This window comes from Clostridium gasigenes, from assembly GCF_017348895.1.
GTDB lineage: Bacteria > Bacillota > Clostridia > Clostridiales > Clostridiaceae > Clostridium > Clostridium gasigenes.
This window is the reverse complement of the sequence record NZ_CP071376.1, coordinates 2,594,401-2,613,153: the sequence shown is the minus strand read 5'-3', so window position 1 is coordinate 2,613,153 and position 18,753 is coordinate 2,594,401. Positions and strand designations below refer to the sequence as shown.

At 27.8% G+C, this 18,753-nt stretch carries 18 protein-coding genes and 2 pseudogenes; 3 read left to right on the top strand and 17 right to left on the bottom strand.

Translation table 11 applies throughout. The annotated features are described in order from the left end of the window. Window positions 1-23: 23 nt before the first annotated feature. The 5 genes from J1C67_RS12185 to J1C67_RS12165 all read right to left on the bottom strand — a co-directional run bounded on the left by J1C67_RS12185 (window position 24) and on the right by J1C67_RS12165 (window position 5,617). Complete coding sequence (locus J1C67_RS12185; protein WP_167866551.1) at window positions 24-1,298, bottom strand: MFS transporter; 1,275 nt, start codon at window positions 1,296-1,298, stop codon at window positions 24-26. Window positions 1,299-1,394: 96 nt separating this feature from the next. Then, window positions 1,395-2,507 carry a DUF1349 domain-containing protein gene (locus J1C67_RS12180; RefSeq protein WP_167866550.1) on the bottom strand — a complete coding sequence of 371 codons (1,113 nt, stop codon included), beginning with the start codon at window positions 2,505-2,507 and terminating at the stop codon, window positions 1,395-1,397. Window positions 2,508-2,645: 138 nt separating this feature from the next. Then, window positions 2,646-3,287 (bottom strand): HAD family hydrolase, encoded by a 642-nt coding sequence (locus J1C67_RS12175; RefSeq protein ID WP_167866549.1) that lies wholly within the window; start codon window positions 3,285-3,287, stop codon window positions 2,646-2,648. 15 nt (window positions 3,288-3,302) lie between these two features. Then, entirely contained in the window at window positions 3,303-4,352 is a 1,050-nt protein-coding gene (locus J1C67_RS12170; RefSeq protein ID WP_167866548.1) for a zinc-dependent alcohol dehydrogenase, read from the bottom strand. Continuing rightward, window positions 4,340-5,617 (bottom strand): aspartate aminotransferase family protein, encoded by a 1,278-nt coding sequence (locus tag J1C67_RS12165; RefSeq protein WP_167866547.1) that lies wholly within the window; start codon window positions 5,615-5,617, stop codon window positions 4,340-4,342. The genes J1C67_RS12170 and J1C67_RS12165 overlap by 13 nt, the downstream gene beginning before the upstream one ends. A 494-nt stretch (window positions 5,618-6,111) precedes the next feature. On the opposite strand from J1C67_RS12165, the gene J1C67_RS12160 reads away from it, so the two are divergent. After that, a complete protein-coding gene (locus J1C67_RS12160; protein WP_167866546.1) occupies window positions 6,112-6,330 on the top strand; it encodes a DUF3955 domain-containing protein in 219 nt (72 codons plus the stop codon). Window positions 6,331-6,464: 134 nt separating this feature from the next. Here J1C67_RS12160 and J1C67_RS12155 read toward each other — a convergent pair whose 3' ends face one another. The 3 genes from J1C67_RS12155 to J1C67_RS12145 all read right to left on the bottom strand — a co-directional run bounded on the left by J1C67_RS12155 (window position 6,465) and on the right by J1C67_RS12145 (window position 8,848). Beyond that, window positions 6,465-6,923, bottom strand: coding sequence for an NUDIX hydrolase (locus J1C67_RS12155; RefSeq protein WP_167866545.1), 459 nt, complete (start codon window positions 6,921-6,923; stop codon window positions 6,465-6,467). 313 nt (window positions 6,924-7,236) lie between these two features. Continuing rightward, window positions 7,237-8,304: a DUF4179 domain-containing protein gene (locus J1C67_RS12150; protein WP_167866544.1), complete on the bottom strand. Its 1,068-nt coding sequence runs from the start codon at window positions 8,302-8,304 to the stop codon at window positions 7,237-7,239. Between the two features lie 4 nt (window positions 8,305-8,308). Continuing rightward, a complete protein-coding gene (locus tag J1C67_RS12145) occupies window positions 8,309-8,848 on the bottom strand; it encodes a sigma-70 family RNA polymerase sigma factor (protein WP_167866543.1) in 540 nt (179 codons plus the stop codon). 353 nt (window positions 8,849-9,201) lie between these two features. Between J1C67_RS12145 and J1C67_RS12140 the strand changes: the two genes are divergently transcribed. After that, window positions 9,202-10,098: a DMT family transporter gene (locus J1C67_RS12140; protein WP_167866542.1), complete on the top strand. Its 897-nt coding sequence runs from the start codon at window positions 9,202-9,204 to the stop codon at window positions 10,096-10,098. Window positions 10,099-10,208: 110 nt separating this feature from the next. On the opposite strand, the gene J1C67_RS12135 is transcribed toward J1C67_RS12140, so the two are convergent. Then, window positions 10,209-10,712, bottom strand: a complete 504-nt coding sequence (locus tag J1C67_RS12135) for a peptidoglycan recognition protein family protein (RefSeq protein WP_167866541.1) — start codon at window positions 10,710-10,712, stop codon at window positions 10,209-10,211. Window positions 10,713-10,976: 264 nt separating this feature from the next. On the opposite strand from J1C67_RS12135, the gene J1C67_RS12130 reads away from it, so the two are divergent. Further along, on the top strand, window positions 10,977-11,363 hold the full coding sequence (locus J1C67_RS12130) for a VOC family protein (protein ID WP_341479223.1): 387 nt from the start codon (window positions 10,977-10,979) through the stop codon (window positions 11,361-11,363). A gap of 190 nt (window positions 11,364-11,553) precedes the next feature. Here J1C67_RS12130 and J1C67_RS12125 read toward each other — a convergent pair whose 3' ends face one another. The 8 genes and pseudogenes from J1C67_RS12125 to J1C67_RS12095 form a co-directional block, all read right to left on the bottom strand. Continuing rightward, window positions 11,554-12,312, bottom strand: coding sequence for a potassium channel family protein (locus J1C67_RS12125; protein ID WP_167866539.1), 759 nt, complete (start codon window positions 12,310-12,312; stop codon window positions 11,554-11,556). Window positions 12,313-12,350: 38 nt separating this feature from the next. After that, a pseudogene (locus J1C67_RS12120) lies at window positions 12,351-12,749 on the bottom strand (hypothetical protein); the annotation flags it as partial. Between the two features lie 18 nt (window positions 12,750-12,767). Then, a pseudogene (locus J1C67_RS19715) lies at window positions 12,768-12,944 on the bottom strand (AAA family ATPase); the annotation flags it as partial. Window positions 12,945-13,297: 353 nt separating this feature from the next. Beyond that, window positions 13,298-13,942, bottom strand: coding sequence for a DUF6064 family protein (locus J1C67_RS12115; protein WP_167866537.1), 645 nt, complete (start codon window positions 13,940-13,942; stop codon window positions 13,298-13,300). 47 nt (window positions 13,943-13,989) lie between these two features. Next, window positions 13,990-14,214 carry a hypothetical protein gene (locus tag J1C67_RS12110; RefSeq protein ID WP_167866536.1) on the bottom strand — a complete coding sequence of 75 codons (225 nt, stop codon included), beginning with the start codon at window positions 14,212-14,214 and terminating at the stop codon, window positions 13,990-13,992. A 357-nt stretch (window positions 14,215-14,571) separates the two neighbouring features. Beyond that, the gene (locus J1C67_RS12105; RefSeq protein WP_167866535.1) at window positions 14,572-14,886 is read right to left on the bottom strand and encodes a nucleotide pyrophosphohydrolase; all 315 of its coding nucleotides are present in this window, start codon (window positions 14,884-14,886) and stop codon (window positions 14,572-14,574) included. Window positions 14,887-14,896: 10 nt separating this feature from the next. Then, window positions 14,897-17,338: a DUF2357 domain-containing protein gene (locus tag J1C67_RS12100; RefSeq protein WP_167866534.1), complete on the bottom strand. Its 2,442-nt coding sequence runs from the start codon at window positions 17,336-17,338 to the stop codon at window positions 14,897-14,899. Beyond that, the gene (locus tag J1C67_RS12095) at window positions 17,313-18,707 is read right to left on the bottom strand and encodes an McrB family protein (RefSeq protein ID WP_167866533.1); all 1,395 of its coding nucleotides are present in this window, start codon (window positions 18,705-18,707) and stop codon (window positions 17,313-17,315) included. The genes J1C67_RS12100 and J1C67_RS12095 overlap by 26 nt, the downstream gene beginning before the upstream one ends. Window positions 18,708-18,753 lie beyond the last annotated feature (46 nt).

Here is an 18,753-nt window from a genome sequence, read left to right as displayed (position 1 = left end):
TTTCTCTTCATTCTAGCAAGTTATTAATTAGATAAATTCTTTTCAATATCGGGTATACTATCACTAATTTGCACATTTTTTTTATTTAGCGATATAATGCTAAATAACATAATTACAGGAAATATAATAACAAACATTAATCCTGTTTTTAAACCTATTTCTGTAATGTTTGTACTGTAAAACCAAGAGTTAGAAAATATCAGCTTACCTTTTTCAACACTATTGGATACAAATCCAACAAGACCTGGTCCAGCTGAGCACCCAACATCGCCCGCCAAAGCTAAAACTGCAAACATTACTGTCCCTCCTTTGGGATAGTACTTTGCACTTAAACTAAATACTCCTGGCCACATGATACCTACTGACAATCCACACAATGCACACCCAATAAGTGATACCAGTGGAATTGTTGAAAACACTGCTAATAGATAACTTAGAACACACAGTATACTACTAAATACTAATGCCTTTTTCATATTAATTTTTGAACCCTTTATTCCATAGAAAACTCTTGCCGTCCCCATTAGAATTGCAAATGCACAAGTTCCTAACAAATTCCCCATTGATTTAGATACTCCAAGACCAGACTCAGCAAACAAAGATGCCCATTGAGCCATAGCTTGTTCAGATGCTCCTGCGCATATCATAAGAATTATAAACATCCAAAAAATTTGAGCTGCAAATAATTTTTTGAATGGAATTCTTACCTCCTCCTCTACCAGGATCCGAAGGGGTACCTTCAAAAATAGAACCATATTAAACAATGGTACAATACCCCATATCATAGGTAAATATATCCAGTTTTCAGTTCCGGCCACATTAAAATAAATAGTTGTTAGTAAAACAACTATAACGTGTCCCCAACAATAAAAAGAGTGGAGCATATTCATAGCAGACTCCTTCTCATCACCTGGAAGTGCTTGTACAATTGGACTTATTAATACTTCTATAAGTCCACCTCCAACTGCATTAATGCTAATTGCAATAACTAGTCCTACATATGCATTTGTAAATAAATATGGTAAAATCCCCATTGACACCAAACCTATTAGGCATAGAATATGTGCTCCCACTATGGATATCCTATAACCAATTTTATCAATAAATTTTGCAGCCAATATATCTGTTATAATTTGAATACCAAAATTCAGAGCTATTAATATACCAATGCTTTCTAATGAAATATCAAATTCTTTTTGAAAAGTTAAAAAAAGCAAAGGTGCTAAATTATTTATAATTGCTTGCGTAATATAACCTAAATAACTTGCGTATAATGTATGCTTATAAGTAAACTTCATATTGTTTCACCATTGCCAATAAACTATAAAAATCTATAAGTATTGTAGATTTATTGCAACAGTTAAATCCCTCCCTTACTGAAAATTAAACTGTATTTAGAAATACTCCTCTTTTACCTTTATATCTGTAAACAACACTTTATAGCCATTATCAATAGGACTACAACAGTATATTCCACACTTAACGATTTTTTTTGAGCTATGAAGATGGCAAATCCTTAGTTGTTTCCATCCTCTATTTAGAACATTAACCTCTATTTTATAATCTTTTCCCTCTCGACTAATTCTAAATTCAGCTTCATCTACTTGTTTATCTAATTCTTCAGTAGACCAATCTGAATATCCTAAATTAGTTACAACGGCACCTAACTTTGGTGGATTACCGCGTTCATATTCTATAGAAGTTTTTAACCAATTATCTTCATCTATTCTTACTACTAATCCACATTGGTCAAATTGATTAACTGGATTAAATTTAATCTTTGTTGTCATAGTAAAGTCCTTTTCAGTTTCCATATACAACATGTGAGCATTATCATTTCTGAAACCATAATGAGTTCTTTGCCAAAAATCAGTTATTTTATCAGATTCTACATAAATCCCATTTTTTCTTACTTCCCATGTTGTTGGTTCATATAACCATTTCATCTTATTTACTGATGAAGGATTATTTATGAAATCAACTAAAACTTCTGACTCATTTTCTAATACTTTATCATTTTTTATTATTATATCTGCCTTACCCTTTGGATTATCTATGGAAAAATGTTGTCTTTGAAGCCACATGAAATAGTCTTCATATAGTTCTTTTCTATCTTCACTACTTCTTTCTATTGATGATGTAAAAGTACAATCCAACCATACTTTTATGTCAAAATTAATATTTACAGTGTTCTTAAATATTAATAATCCCTCGACTATAACTACATCGTTATTTTTAAAAGCTTCTTCAATTTCATTTTTTATTGTGCCAAAATCGTAGGCATTTTCATAATAATACTTAGATGGATTAATATTATCAACAGACTCATTTAATACATCTTGATTTTCATCTAAAGAAATTACATAAACACTATAATTAGATTGATATAATCCCTTTAGCTTATTAGCAAAAGTAGTTTTACCACTTTTGCTAATACCACTAATACCAATTAACACCTTATTATTTTCTTTTATTTTATCATTTATTAAAGAATATAAATTTTCCATAAACCATACCTCACTCCTCTATAATAATACATCTCTTCTTAATTATAACATTAATATAATCCTAATAGAGGTTCAAAAAAGTGTAAGGTCAATTTGAAACACGCCGAATTTTATAAAAAATTACACATACACAAATTTTCAGTCCATTATATTATCAAAAAATTCTACATCATGTAAATTAGCAATAACCTTTTTAGCTTTATTATATTTTTGAGAAGAGGATAACTTATGAGGCCAAGCATAAACGTTGCTAATTCCCGCTGATACAGCAGCACTTATGCCTATATCAGAATCTTCTAAAACTATCACTTCATCTGCATTTAAATTAAGCATATCTAGCATTGTCAGATATGGTAATGGATGAGGTTTAGATTTTTCTACACTTTCTAAAGCAACAATAGGTACCTTTATTTTATCATTTAATCCTAGAAGGTTAATATTTGCCTCACAAATCTTCATCTCAGCCGTAGATACACAACCAAATTTGATATCTTTTTTAATTAATGCCATCCATAAATTTTTCATATCTTGTCTAATTAACTCTGTACTCAAATTCTCTATATAATACCTTATAGTAGAATCTTTTATTTCTTCATGTTTATTATCTGATATACCAAATTTTTCAATAGTTTCATCAAGAGTTAGTCCTATTAACTTATCTTCTTCAACATCTATACAGTTAGTTAATTGTCTTTTTATTGATTCATTTAAAGCTTTCATATGCAAGGGTTCACTGTCAATAATTATCCCATCTATATCAAATATTATTCCCTTTATCATAATTACTCCTCTCTATTAACACTCTATTATAATTTTTGCATTTTTTTCTTTAGGTTCAGTCATAGATTTTGAATCAATATCACAACCTAAAATTGAAAATGCTTCTTTATAATTTTCTAGTGGAATTACATGACTTACTAACTTTTCAGCAGGAATGACATTCTTTGTAATAAGATGGAATGCTTCTAAAAATGAACCATGTAAAGAATCTATTGATCCAATTATTGATAAACTTTTATCTGCTAATTCTCTAACATTTATCTTAGTATATTTATCTTTTAAACCAATGCTCATATAGATTCCATCACAAGACATTTGAGGATATAGTGTTTCTAATAATCCAGATGTAGTATCTACTACAATATCTAATGGAGCTTTTTCATCATTAAAATAATTTATTCTTGCTTCTTCAAGTGAACTATATATCTTTACTCCTTCTGGAAGACAATTTTTTGCATATTCAAGTCGTGCTTTTGATGTTTCAATAACTACTGGAACAAGACCTTTTAAAGATAAAGCCCATGTATAAAGAATTCCCATTGTTCCAGCACCAAAAACAAAGGTATATAAACTCATTGATGAAGGTTGGATTTTACGTACTCCTGTAATTACACAACTTAATGGTTCTGTTAAAGTTATAGCTTTCATAGACACATTATCTGGAATTTTATATACGAAATCTGATGTAGTACGATAACGATCTGCATAAGTACCATCATAACTTACACCACTTTCTGTACCAATCTTATTCTCACAATGATTTATTCTCAAAGTTTCACACATACGACATTTACCACAGTAATAAGTTGGATTTATTGCTACTCTGTCACCTACTTTTACGTTTGTTACATCTTTTCCAATTTCAGCTATAATACCAGCTGCTTCATGTCCAAGAGTAACACCTTTTACTGCTACAGGATAAGCCCCTGAAATTATACCTACATCAGTACCACATATTCCACAATATTTAATATCAATTACGACATCATTTGGATTAATAACATGAAGATCCTCTACTTGTTCAAGTGAAACATCCCATGTACCATTATATTTTAAAGCTCGCATTTTTCTTTCTCCTCACAAAATTGAATCAATGACGATTCAAGTTTTTCCAAAATTTTATATATTTCATTTTCAGTTACTATTAATGGTGGTCTAACCTTTATTGAAAGGCCAAAGCTATAACGGCTGGCTCTAAGAATCAAGCCTTGTTCCTTTGCAACCTCCATAAATAAATCTACATTTTTTCTATTTGCAAAATCAAATGCAAACATTAATCCCATTCCTTTAACATTAAAGATAAAGGGATATTTTTTTGCAAGATTTTTTAAACCATCTTCTAATAATTGTGATTGTTTATTAACATTGTCTAAAATATTATATTTTTTTATATACTTAATTGTTGCCTCAATTGCAGCAAGTGCTAATGGATTTGCTCCTGATGTTGTTGAATGTTCCCATGATTCTAAAATATTAAGTTCTTTTCTCATTAAAACACCAGCAACAGGAATACCAATTCCACCTGCTCCTTTTGCAAAGGTTATAATATCTGGCCTTAGGTCTTTTGCAAAACCATTAGTAGCAAAAAAAGATCCAGTTCTTCCAAAACAAGTTTGAACTTCATCTGCAATAATCAAAATACCATGCTTATCACAGATTTCTCTTATCTTCTTAAAGTATCTAGGATCCGGAACTATGTTACCTCCATTCCCTAGTATTGGTTCTATAATAAATGCAGCTACCTGCCCACTTGATGCACAATCAATAAATTCTTCCATTCTACTTGCACATAAAAAATCACAGTCTTCTTTTGATTGTGAATAAAAACAATTAAAACAATCAGGAGCAGGTATCTTTATACTATTTACTTGAGCGAATGAAAAGCTTTTTCTACGGAAAGCATTTCCAGATATTTCCGTAGTTAAAGTACTTTGTCCATGATGTGAAAAAAATAAAGACATAATATCTGATTTCCCAGTTGCTTTTTGTGCAATTCTAATGGCACATTCATTTGCTGTAGAACCAATTATATCTCTAAACCAAAAATCATTAATTTGCTCTGGTAGAAACTCCCTTAATAATTCGAAAATTTCTTTTGATTTTTCTTGAGTAAAAGCAGATGAAAGATGTGCACATCTATGTAATTGCTTATCTACAGCTTCAATAATTTCTTCAGCAGAATAGCCAAGTGATAAATTAAAAGTACCTGATGCACAATCTATATACCTTTTACCATCGATATAAAGGTATATACCTTGTCCAAAATATTTTTTCAAAGAATCCTTTTGTTCTAAATCAACCTCTTTTGAATCTAATTCTAATGTCATCATATTATTTTTTCTCCTTCCTATTCATTACACATTTAACCTAATTATTCAGCTATTTACAATTACATATTCTCATAATACTCAAATTAAAGAAATAGCTTTTCCTCTAAACATACAAAACCATGCATTAAACGGAAATAATTTTCATTTTTCCTTTAATATTCTTTTTATGCCTAAAAATGCACCTTTTATGATAATAATATTGACTTTTTACCCACTAAGTGTTATATAGCGAAGTATTCCATCAACATCCCTGTTAATTCTGCTAATTTTTCAGTATTCAAAAATATATTTCCAAAATTTTATAAATGCAGCCAATATCAAAATTAAGAACGCAGACATAATTTCCACATTCTTCAATATTGAATTAAGGCATATTATTATTATTTTATATAAATATTTTATTGATAAACAATAAAATATATGTTATTATATATTTAGTAGTTAACTAAGCAATCACTTAACTACTACAGAAAACATTTTTTAAGGAGGTTAACATGAAAAAATATATTTTAGCATTAATACCATTTATTATAGGGGTGGTTTGTTTTATAACATTTGAAATCATAGGATCTGAAGTAGCTGCAGATGGCACTCTTGTAGAACCATTTTTCTTAATACCCATTGGTTTCTTATTCTTAGCTATTAGTGTAATTATTACAATAGTAGTCCGTATATCCGCATTCTATTTTAATACTAAAAAAATCACTAAATAGATATTACTTATAGGCTAAAAACTTAATATAATAGCAAATAAAATAGCAGGAGTTATAATATAATAACTTCTGCTACTTATTTTTATTAATTTATTCTCTATATACGAAAATCATGTAATAATTTACCAATAACTCTATCTTTCTGCTAATAATTCTAACGATTCATTAGCCATTGTCAAAATATTATGCTGAACGTCAGATGCGTTTTTCAAATCTTCTTTATTATACCATTTGAGCAAATTAGATTCCCCATCTCCTGATATTGTATCAAAAGATTTTGCAGTTGCATAATAAACAAAGTCTATATGATAATGTTCTGGATTTATTTCACCGAAAATTGTGTACATAGGATTTATTAACAATTTTTCTCCTACCAATTCGCACGAATCCTTAAGTTGGTTATTTATTGGATTATATAGATTTATTTTTAATCCTGATTCTTCTTGTGCTTCACGAATACATGCCTCTTCTGGCAATTCATTCAATTCGATATGTCCACCTAAAGGAAGTATTTTTTTAGCCTTTTTATGCAAATGTAATAATACTTTATCTTTATATACTATAAATATGGAAACTGTAAAATGCCTATCCATCCCCTATCACTCCTTCAAATTTTATACTTAATATTTAATCATATTCTACAGGTATGTCCTTATTAAATTATATAGAATACTAATATAAATTTCAAATATTTAACATAAAATTATTAACCCTTTATTTTCAGTGGTTACAAACATTAACGGATTATTACCGTATATAATGATAAAATAAGAATAGAGAATAATAAAGTTGATTATGCTATAATTAATTTAATATGACCAAAATTGAATATCCAGCTTTAGAATTAATTAAGTATAAAAAAATCTCATAGGATTTAATTTATCCCATGAGATTTTATTACCTAAATTATTTATTTTTTATAAATTCTATTTTATCTATTTTTTCCTTATCTGGAGTTGGTATCTCAAGTGTAAACTTTTCTATATTTTCAAAAGAGGAAATACCATTAAATACCCCTGATATAATATACTCACCATTGTCTCCCGTTTTCCCACTTGCTCCATCACTTAGCTTATATCTTCTTCCATCCTCTGCTACTACTTCTGAATAGTGTACTATATTCTCATAATGACCTACTGGGAAGTATTCATATTCTAAATGTACGCCTGTTGGTAGAACCTCTACCTTATTAATCTTTATATTTGAATTATTATTTTCATAGCTATACTCTGTAGTAGATGTTTCTTTAAATTTATCATCAACATCTATTTCGAAACTCCAATTTAAATCTTTATCATATCTATCCATATTAATCTTCTCCCTAATCATTATAGAATTAAATTTAACCTTTAGCCTATCTATTTTAGGAATCCTAGCTACACTTGAACTTAATAAAACTTTCAACCTTGCAGTGTTTTCTGAATCTGATATTTTTTCTAAATTAACCTTAGAACCACCAAAGATTCCTACAACCCCTTCTTTTACAATTATATTATCATTTTCATCATATAATTCTATTTTTGCATTAGAGCTACCTTCCGACATCTTAAGTATCTCTTCATCTTTAAAAGTTATAAAAAAGTCTAAAGCAATTTTACTCTTATCTATCATAATATTTTCTAGTTTTATATCCATATCTTCATTAGACATGGCTACCTCATCTATACTTTGAACATATCCACTATCTACAGCGGCCTCAACTCCTGGATTATTAAAGCTAAATATTATTTTCTTTATTTCTGCACTTACCCTTGGTGTTAGACCTATTAAAATAGTAATTATTAAAGTTGCAGCCACTACATATCTTCTATAATTATTATTTCCATTCTCCTTACTAATTTCTCTATTTGCAATAGTAGCTTTAACATTCTTTTTAACTCTTTCATTTTCAATTTCTGTTATATCTATATCTGACATTTCTATATCATTTATATCTAAATTATCAATATTATCTAAAATCTTTTTAGGATCCATATTATCACTCCTCATTATTGAATTTAGCTAGTAGCTTTTTTCTACCCCTAAATATTCTTAAATTAATAAATTTATCAGATAACCCCATTTTTTCACTTACACTTTTGCTTGATTGATCCAGATAAAACTTTCTTTGGAATATCTCTTTATCTATATCCTTCATTAAATTTATTTCCTTTGTTACTGCCCTTAACTTATCTTTGTCTTCTATTTTAGATTCTAAGCACTGCTCTTCTCCAATATTTATTTCTGATATATCTATTGACTTTGAATGCTTAACCTCTTTTCTTAAAATATCTATGGCAGTGTACTTTGCTATTGTTAGTATCCAACCACAGAACTTGTCCTCTTCTCTGTTGAAATAATGTATATTATCCCAAATCTTTAGAAACACATCATTTAGACATTCTTCACTAAGCTGTCTATTATTTAAAACTCCATATGCTACCTTAAAAATTCCATTAGAATAGGTATCTATTACATATTCTAATGCTTTAGGATTTTTCTTTTTCAACTGTTTAAGGAAATTCTCCTTACCTACCATTTATATTTCCTCCTATTAAAACTGAAAGTACTTTCTTGGTTTCAATGTATATTCGTAATTATAACTTAGAATATTTCACTTTACTCTTAAACAATATTAAATATATACAAACCTTTGAAGTTCTGGTATTTTGGTGCTAATTTAAATTATCAAAAAGATTCATTGCTAAATATCCTAATGCAAAATTAACTACAATTATAATTACCACAATAGAAATTATTCCCACTCTATTATTATTTTCATAAAATATAATATATAATATTATTTATTAGGTGTTAATTATTATAAGGTGAACTACTAAGCACCTAAAAGGTGTATAATTACATCCATTAGATTAAATAAAGGAGATAGATATGAAATTTAATAATTTAAGTAATAGAAATAAAGGAATATATTTCATTATAATTTCAGCCTTTGGTTTTGCAATGATGTCCGCTTTTATTAAACTTTCTGGGGATTTACCAACCTTCCAAAAGACATTCTTCAGAAATTTAGTTTCTTGCCTAGTTGCATTGATTTTTATAATAAAACATAAAGAAAGCTTCTTTGGAAAAAAAGAAAATCAAAAGTTGTTAATATTAAGATCAACCTTTGGCACAATAGGTATTGTTTTGAACTTTTATTCAATAGATAGGCTAGTCTTATCAGATGCAAATATGTTAAATAAATTAAGTCCATTTTTTGTAATAATATTTTCTGCCTTGTTTTTAAGTGAAAAGATAAACTCCAAACAAATTATAGCAATAATAATAGCTTTTTTAGGAACATTATTTATAATAAAACCATCCTTTAACTTAGAAATTATGCCATCTTTAGCCGGTGTTATAGGTGCTATTTCTGCAGCAGCTGCTTACACTTGCCTTAGAAGTTTAGGGGGGAAAGAAAAGCATTATACAATAGTATTTTATTTTTCACTATTTTCTACTATTGTAATATTTCCATTCATGTTAGCCTCATACACAGCTATGACTAAAGTCCAATTATTATATCTAGTTCTAGCAGGTATATTTGCAAGTGTAGGTCAATTTGGTATAACTATTGCATATAAGTATGCAGCTGCAAAAGAAATATCTATATTTGACTATTCAAATATAATTTTCTCTGCAATAATCAGTGTTATACTATTTGGGGTTTTACCTGATTATTTAAGTTTTATTGGTTATATTATAATTTTTGGTGCATCATTTTATATGTATATGAATAACAAAAAACTTGATAAATTAGAATCTAACAAATCTACTTTACTATAATATATAATAATAACTTTCATTTAGAATTTATTATTGTGGAAAACAAAAGAGGGTTGTCTAATCTACTAGACAACCTTCTTTTTTAACGGATTTACCTCACTTGTACAAGTTTATAGTTTTAACGCATCTTTAATTTCTTTAAAAGGAAAGTTTTTTCCAGGACACTCAGTGTTAGTTACATCCTTATGTCGTTTTATATCCTTTATATTATATTTATTTACTAAATATTTAGATAATGCAATTAGGCTATCTTCTTGCTCTTTAGTGACAAATTCCTCATTGAAGTTCCCTTCTAAAGCAATACCTAATGCTTTAGAATTAACGCTAGGTGCATGAGCTCCTATTGCATTTTCTGGTCTTCCTCTATAAATTGTACCATCTTTTCTAATGTAGAAATGATATCCTATACCTGCCCATCCTCTTGCCTTATGAAGTTCATTTATCCTCTCAGGCGTTAAGTTATCTTCTGCTGTGTGATGGTATACTATCATAGTAGGTTTCAGCGTGTAACTTAGTGGGCTTGCCCATTTATAATCTACTTCAACAATTTTAGGCATTGGCGGTGGTGATTGTCTACGCATTCTCTTTTTTAATTTTCTTACTACAGATTTCATATTAGCTCCAATTATATTGATATATAACAATATACTTTATACATATTATTCTTGTTACACTAAATAAAAAAAAGAGTCACTAACTTTATATAGATCTTCTACAGAGTTATTATCGCCCTTAGTTACATATGAAATATCATTTGCTCCTTCAATCTTTACAACCCTATGTGTTATTTTTACATTTGTATTTTAAACATAACCTACTCAATGTATTGACAAATCCAGAATAATATATACATAATAAATATACATTTTAAAAAAGGAGTGATTAAATTGATAAACAATATAGGTAAAATAACTTTATATGTTAATGACCAAGATGAAGCTAAAAAGTTTTGGGTTGAAAAATTAAACTTTGTAGTTAAGTTTGAACAACAAATGGGTCCAGCTATGAAATGGTTAGAAGTAGGTCCTAGTGAAAATGAATTTACTACATTTGTTTTGTATGACAAAAATATGATGGCAGCTCAAAATCCAAAAATAAATTTAGGTCATCCATCTATAATACTTAGTACAAATGACATTGATAAAACCTATGATGAATTAAAAGAAAATAATGTTGAAGTAGGGGAACTAATGAAAATGCCTTATGGAAGTATGTTTAAATTTAATGACCAAGATGGTAATGAATATTTAATTCGTCAAGATTAATTATGGAACTTATTTTTCATATAAATAAAGGAAGTACTTTTGTACTTCCTTTATTGTTTTATTTAGGCATAATAAAATAAATAATAGACTGGTATCTTTGATTTTTACAATGCCTTAAGTAAAAGTGGCTAAAAAGCACGTTCATTATAATTATTATTGCTTTTTCATCACTTAGCACCCCCAGTTATGATTAATTTTCTTTTAGAAATTTATAATAACTCATTAGTTTATCCTTTTTATCTTCTGATAAATCTGTAATTTCAATAAATACCTTATCTTCTTCTTTTATATATATATATTCTCTATTATCCCTCATTGAAATTAAATAAGAAGAAATAGTTGATGTAAGCATTGATAAAAATCCTATACCCGTTAACATTAATATAATTGCAACTACTCTTCCGGCTGTTGTTTTAGGACTAATATCCCCGTAACCAACTGTAGTTAACGTTACCAAACTAAGCCACAAAGCATCTCCATATGTAGATATCGTTTCTCCACTCTTTTCAAAAAAGTATAATGCTAAAGATCCAAAAAATGTTATTACTCCAGTTCCAACAATAATTTGAAAGAAACCAGTTGTAAATAGAAAAACCTTCATATTATCGATTATTCTTAGAAAATATGTTACTACTCTTAAAAGCTTAAATATACTTCCCAAATTTCCAGCTACTAGAAATTGAAATGGAATTAGTGCTAAATAATCTATTTTATTACTCATAATAAATTTCTTAAAATCAGTGGCTAAAAAACATTTAGCCATACCATCCAATAAAAACATTATATACACTGCATTATCGAAATAACTTAAAATTTTCATTTGATAATCATTTAAATTACCATTAAACTGCAATATAACAACAAACACTGCAACAACAGATAAAAATCCAATTGTAATATCATATACTATACCTATAGTCTTATTTTTAATAAACTCAAATTCATGCATAAATCTTCCCCCATACCTTTTTAAACCAATCTATATATTTATAACTCTCCATTCTCAAATGCTTGCCTAGTTGAATTTCCTGATTTCGCATCAAAATCTATTGGAAGATATTCTTCATCAATTATATCTTCATAGTTAATGTCTGAGAAATAATTACAAAAATTAATTTCAACATAAATAAATCTGTTATTTTCTTTGTCAGCTAAAGCGTAAATATAGCCATTATAACCGTCAGCATAAACTGCACATACAGGAATATCATTTTTTCTTCTTGGATGGAATGAAAAATCAGAATATCCTTTCCCCGACTTTTCTTCACGTTCTACTCTATAGGTATCTCTAGCTGCAAGATAAGCAAGAGTTAACACGCATGACAAACTATTTTCATCACTATACTTAAGTATTGGAATTTCAGAATTATGAATATCATGTAGTATTGACTGCACCGTTTTTGAATAATAAGAAGCTAATATACTAGCAACTGATGATTTCCCAAATCTTCTTGGTCTTGCTATACATAAATAATTATTGGCTCTATTTATTAACTTATTTGTTGTTTCTATCATCATTGACTTATCAACAAAATCATCTATTACTTTTAAATTTCCCTTTATTATTAACTCTACTTTCATTTTTTTGCACACATCCATTAATATACTAAAAATGTGCATATCCCTTACTAATATTTTTTTAGTTTGCTTCTTTTCTCATTTTAATTATCTCCTACTAATTTTTTTCAGGTTATTATTTTCATTAATTATATCATATATTTTTTTTGTTAATGCCTATTGTATAATTGAAAATTTATTCTTTTACTCATATTAAGGAAGTACAAATGCACTTCCTTAATTAATATTTGCCTTATTGAATTTTCCTTGCTTTAAAATATATGGTTTAATCTTATAGTTCTGTGTACTTTTTGCTAGTTCCCTTTGCCTTAGCTATGTTTTCCGGTGTATGAAATTGTGACCAATCCCTATCATCTCTAAATTTTCTTACTCTCTCTTTTACATTGATGGTTTTCAAATATAATTTTACTAAAAATTACAGTTGCAACAATACCAACAAAAATCATAATAATATCTTCCCATACTCCAAATTCAAATACATTAATAAATCCACCAGGAACTGCTAATGCTATCAATATTATAAGTAAAATGTAATTTACATTTTTTGAATAAGAAATCAAAAGAATTAATGTAAAAGTAATTAAATTACAAGGAAAAACTATACCAAACATTTTTGGCCATTCTCTTCCTATCAGAAAACTAAAAATAGGAAAAGTGAACCATATAATATAAAGTATACTGACTATTTTGTCATACCTCTTGTTTCTTGTAAATTTAACTTTATTTACAAATATATCAACAATCCATAATAATGCTATAATTCCAAAAGGAATTGCGTTTAATAGATTATTAAATTCAGATGAACCATGCAAAATAAAATAAACTACTGCAATCCATGTAAAATATATAGCCAAAAAGATTTTTTCACATAAAATTATAGTTTTTGATGGTTTTTTATATATCAAAAATATAATAAACAGCTCTATTAAAAAAATAGCAATCTGAAATATCCATGTATCTTTATTATATTCTCCTGCTATATTCCAAAATAATATCTCCATTGCACGCCCTCCTTACTCACAAAATATAAATACACTTAGTTAGTTTTTCATGGCATTATATATACCCTCTTACCTTCAACTAGATTATTTTGTATATCTTCAAATATTATTTTGGCTTCTTCTATACTCTCATACTGACCTAAAATAGTATCTTCTACTGAATTTATAGCAGATGCTCTAATAATACCCTTTGATTTCTTAGTTATACCTTTGTTTATAAAAATAATTTTTACATCTATTAAAATCTCTTTATTTTGTACTCTAACCCACATTTAATTTAGCCTCCTATATAATTATTTATTTTCAAAAAATTTTATAGTTGCTTTTCTAACTTATTCAAAGAAATCCTTTTCATTATCTATACTTATTATAGCACTATCTATTATATTTGTACTTATTTACTTTATACTAGATTCATTAATCTGGTGCTTTATATCCATATAAAGCACCAGATATGAGGTTACATATTTACTACAAAATCATCTAATTATATAATATGTTTTTTTGTTAATGCCCATTATATAATTGAAAATTTATTCTTTTACTCATATTAAGGAAGTACAAATGCACTTCCTTAATTAATATTTGCCTTATTGAATTTTCCTTGCTTTAAAATATATCGTTTAAGCTCATAGTTCTGTGTACTTTTTGCTAGTTCCCTTTGCCTTATCAACTGGGTATTTAGCTTCATTCTTATCCATTTTCTTATTTATAATATCTTCTATATCTACACCTAAACAATCCGCCATATGTAGGCAATATACCATTACATCAGCAAGTTCATCTGATACCTCTTCCTTATCAAACTTGTTATCCCAAAGGAAATGTTCAAGAAGCTCACCAGCTTCAATGTTAATTGCCTTAGCTATGTTCTCCGGTGTATGAAATTGTGACCAATCTCTATCATCTCTAAATTTTCTTGCTCTTGCTTTAACATCATTCATATGTTCACCTCTATGCTTTATTAATATTATATAACTCATTTTCAAACTTACCAAAAGCAATTTCTTTGTTTTCTACTTTTATGATTGCACCATCTATTTTTATGTTTATGTCACCTATTGAATATTCCTTAATTATTTCCTCCTCATCGTTTTTAGCTTTACTACTAATTTTCTTAATTTCAACTTTTTTAGCTTTTGAGATTTTCTTCATTATTTTATAAACTTCAAGTTCTAAGCTGCTTCCAAGTTTAAGTTCATGTGTATTTTCTGCTTTTTTAAGTAAATACATTGTTGTGTAGCTTATAAGCCTTGTGCCATATTGAATTGGTTCTATTTTAGTAGTTTCTTTTATTTCTTCTAATTCTATTCTTAAATATTTCTTTTTCTCGGTGCCTGGTCTTGATTTTATTTCAACACATTCTTCTCTATTATATTCTTTGCAAGATTTAATCTTACCATAATATCTTACTCCGCCGTCTTCTGAAAATTTATCATTGTTATTACCATTACCCTTAGGTTGGTAAAATGCTAAATATTCAACATTTGGTCTAAGTTTTGATAAGCTTGATATTGGTATATGATAAAACTTATTTTCTTTATAAGACTTAAAATGATTTCTATCCTTAACATTTGCTATAATTACATTTTCATGCTTAAACTTTCCACCTTCATCGTATTCATCTATTACAACTCTATCACTTCTTGCTTCTAATGATGACTGCTCTATTATCTTTTCTAGTTGCCTCGTAATTAACTTAGTACTTCCTGGCAACATAGGAAAAGCTCCTATATTAACCTCTTCTATACTTTTATAAAAATCATGTTCTTTAAACTTCTCTTCATCTCCATAAGGGAACATTACATATGCTCCAAAAGTATCATATTTAAACTGAATCTTATTACTAAGTTTAGATACTATTGCATCTCTATATCTATGCATTACATTTATATCCTCTTCAAGGGGTCCTACTATTCCCATATCATCAACGTTTATCCTATATTTAGCATCAAAAATATAAATTCTATTATCATCTTCATTATTTAAATTCTTAATGCAAAGTACAGTGTCTGGTCTTTGATTTGTAGTTGGAGATGTATAAGATTTGTTATACCATAATTCTAATCTATTCTTACTATTTGAATATATCATCTTAGCTTCCGAATCTTGTTGAAGATTTAAATACAATCCATTATCCTTATATCTTAAAATTCCATACTCTTGCACTTCATAACCTAAATCACTAAGAATATGATGTATCTTCATATAACACCAGATTTCATAAAGAGAGTATAACTTCTTAGGCGTCATTTGATAAATTCCATCCCCTAAAGCCAATCCCTTACTTAGCATAATATATTTTTTGTAAATCTCCTTATATCCTGGAGCCATTTGAAACACTAAACTCATAGTTTTTTTTCCAGTAATATCACTAATATTACTAAAGTTATACTTTATATGTTTTTCTAATATGATTCTCTTTTCTCTTAAAAAATTAATATACTCACTTTTACCATCGGTAACCTTAGTAACGGTATTTTCAATGACCTTTAGTCTTCTAATAATATTAGTTATCATATATTTTACAAATCTGTTTTCATATATATCTATGGTAGTTATTTTCCTTTTATCAACTACCATTGTTGCAGAATAATTACCATCTCTTCCTCTAATAAATCCATTATCATTTTTTTCAAGAGCATTCGGATGACGTCTAAGATATGAAATAGTATTTCTTGAAGGCGATTTAGATTTTTCTATACACCTTAAAGATTCAACTGTTTCTACATTATGTTTAGGATTAGCTATAACTCTCTTAATAGATCTTTCTAAACCATTAAATATACATTTTAAAATATTAATAAACTCTGCATTAGTTTGATAATTTGTATCTACCAAATTAGTTTCTAAATAAGTCTTACCTATAAGACCAAATGCTAATGAATATATTTCTTCATTTATCTCTCTCATAATTTCTTCATAATCTTTTCTATAATCAATTTTAGAAGGAAAAACTTCTATATCTATAGATAAAATAGTTTGTCCATCTTTAGTAATTAGAAAATTTGATAACCCAATATCAGAAGAAAAATCAACTATTCCAAAATAACATTTACTTATTTTCTGAAATTTATCATTTAAGTTAACACCCATATGAAATAATTCATAATCACCTTCATCTTTAAGTTCTAGTATTAATTGATAACTTCCATCTTCATAAAAGCAGGGCTTCATTATACATCCGCTATTCTCTACTAGTTGTCCATGATTAGAAAGAGTTTTCACAACAATTTTATTTATGTATGTTGAAGTTATTCTAAGTTCTGCTGGGGTATATTTATTTATATTTAAATCTGTTGATTTCTTATTCCCGCTTTCGCCAGTAAATGTTAATGAAAATTCATTGCAACTTAACTCTAAAAGTTTACTATGCCCAGAATGAAGTAAACCCATCTTGGTATCCCCTTAACATCATAAGTATTTTTTCAGCACTTTTTTTATACTTAATATTTTCTGCTTTTAACTTAGTTTCACAATCATTCATATAATCTCCATTACCTGAAACCTTCTCACCTTCAATACAATAATTAAATAAATCAATTAAAATCCCCTTAATAATAGATTCGCTTCCAGATATAGTCGGCAATATCTTTTGCATTATTTGGTAATCAAAAGCTATATCCTCATTTAATAACTCACATATTTTATTTTCCAACATATAAAATACAATTTCATCTCTAACTCTATATCCAAAATTTTTATTTCCTGTTTTTAAAATTGCATTTATCTCTTTTACCTTTTTATTAATTTCCCTAACAAAGTTATCATCAGCAACTAAAGCTTCCTTAATATTTAAGAAACTTGTTTTAAAAAAACTATTATCAACTGCTATAGGTTCACACTCTTCTTCCTCAAAATCTAAAGAATCTAAATCTACATCTGAAAATTCTATAGTATTAGCTCTATCAAGTACCTTTCTACTAAACGCAAAAGTTGTATCATCCATATTTACAGTACCTATAATATAAATATTTTCTGGTATTCTTAAATCATAATACTTACTTTCCTTTGGTAAATAATCCTTTGAAAATAATAAATCAGTAACTATTTCACCATCTTTAAATTCTCTTGATTCAATAATGCTTAAATACTCACTTAGATAATATTCAACCCTAGCTAAGTTCATTTCATCTAAACAAATAAAATAAGGCTTATTAACATTTTCAGAACTAGAAGCTCTTGAAATAATTTCAGTTAATTTCCCAGGAACAAACTCATCATTAATGTTCTTATATCCAAATAACTCAGTACTATCATTCCAATCAGGTTTGACAGAAATAATATTATATTGCTCATTTTCAGAAGTTGCACCAATGGCATTAGCGAAGAGCTTAACAAGCTTTGATTTACCAGTTCCACTAACACCAGCTAAAATAACAAAAGGCTTTGTTTTAAGTGATATGTAGAAGTTGTTTAAATCTTTATCATTGTATATAAATCCTCTGGATTTTATATATTTATTAATACACTCTGTAACTTCTTTACTTGTATTATCCACTAGTTTATTATCAAACTTCTTCGCTATAATTTTATCATCCAAGTTTATTTCACTATAGATTTTTCTTAGAACTTCATTATCAATTTGTATAGATTGACTAACCTTATCTTGAATCTGTCTACTTGCAGATCCCATTGTATCTATCTGAAGTAGTTTTTCTCCATCTTTAGTGCTAAATATATTGTATTCCGCTCTAACTTCTCCATGCTTACTTCCGGACTCGCGATCACCTTTTTTTATATTATCTAATGAAATATAAGCCATTAAAAACACCTCTTTTACACCATTATAGACTGTTGAATTTCTTCTT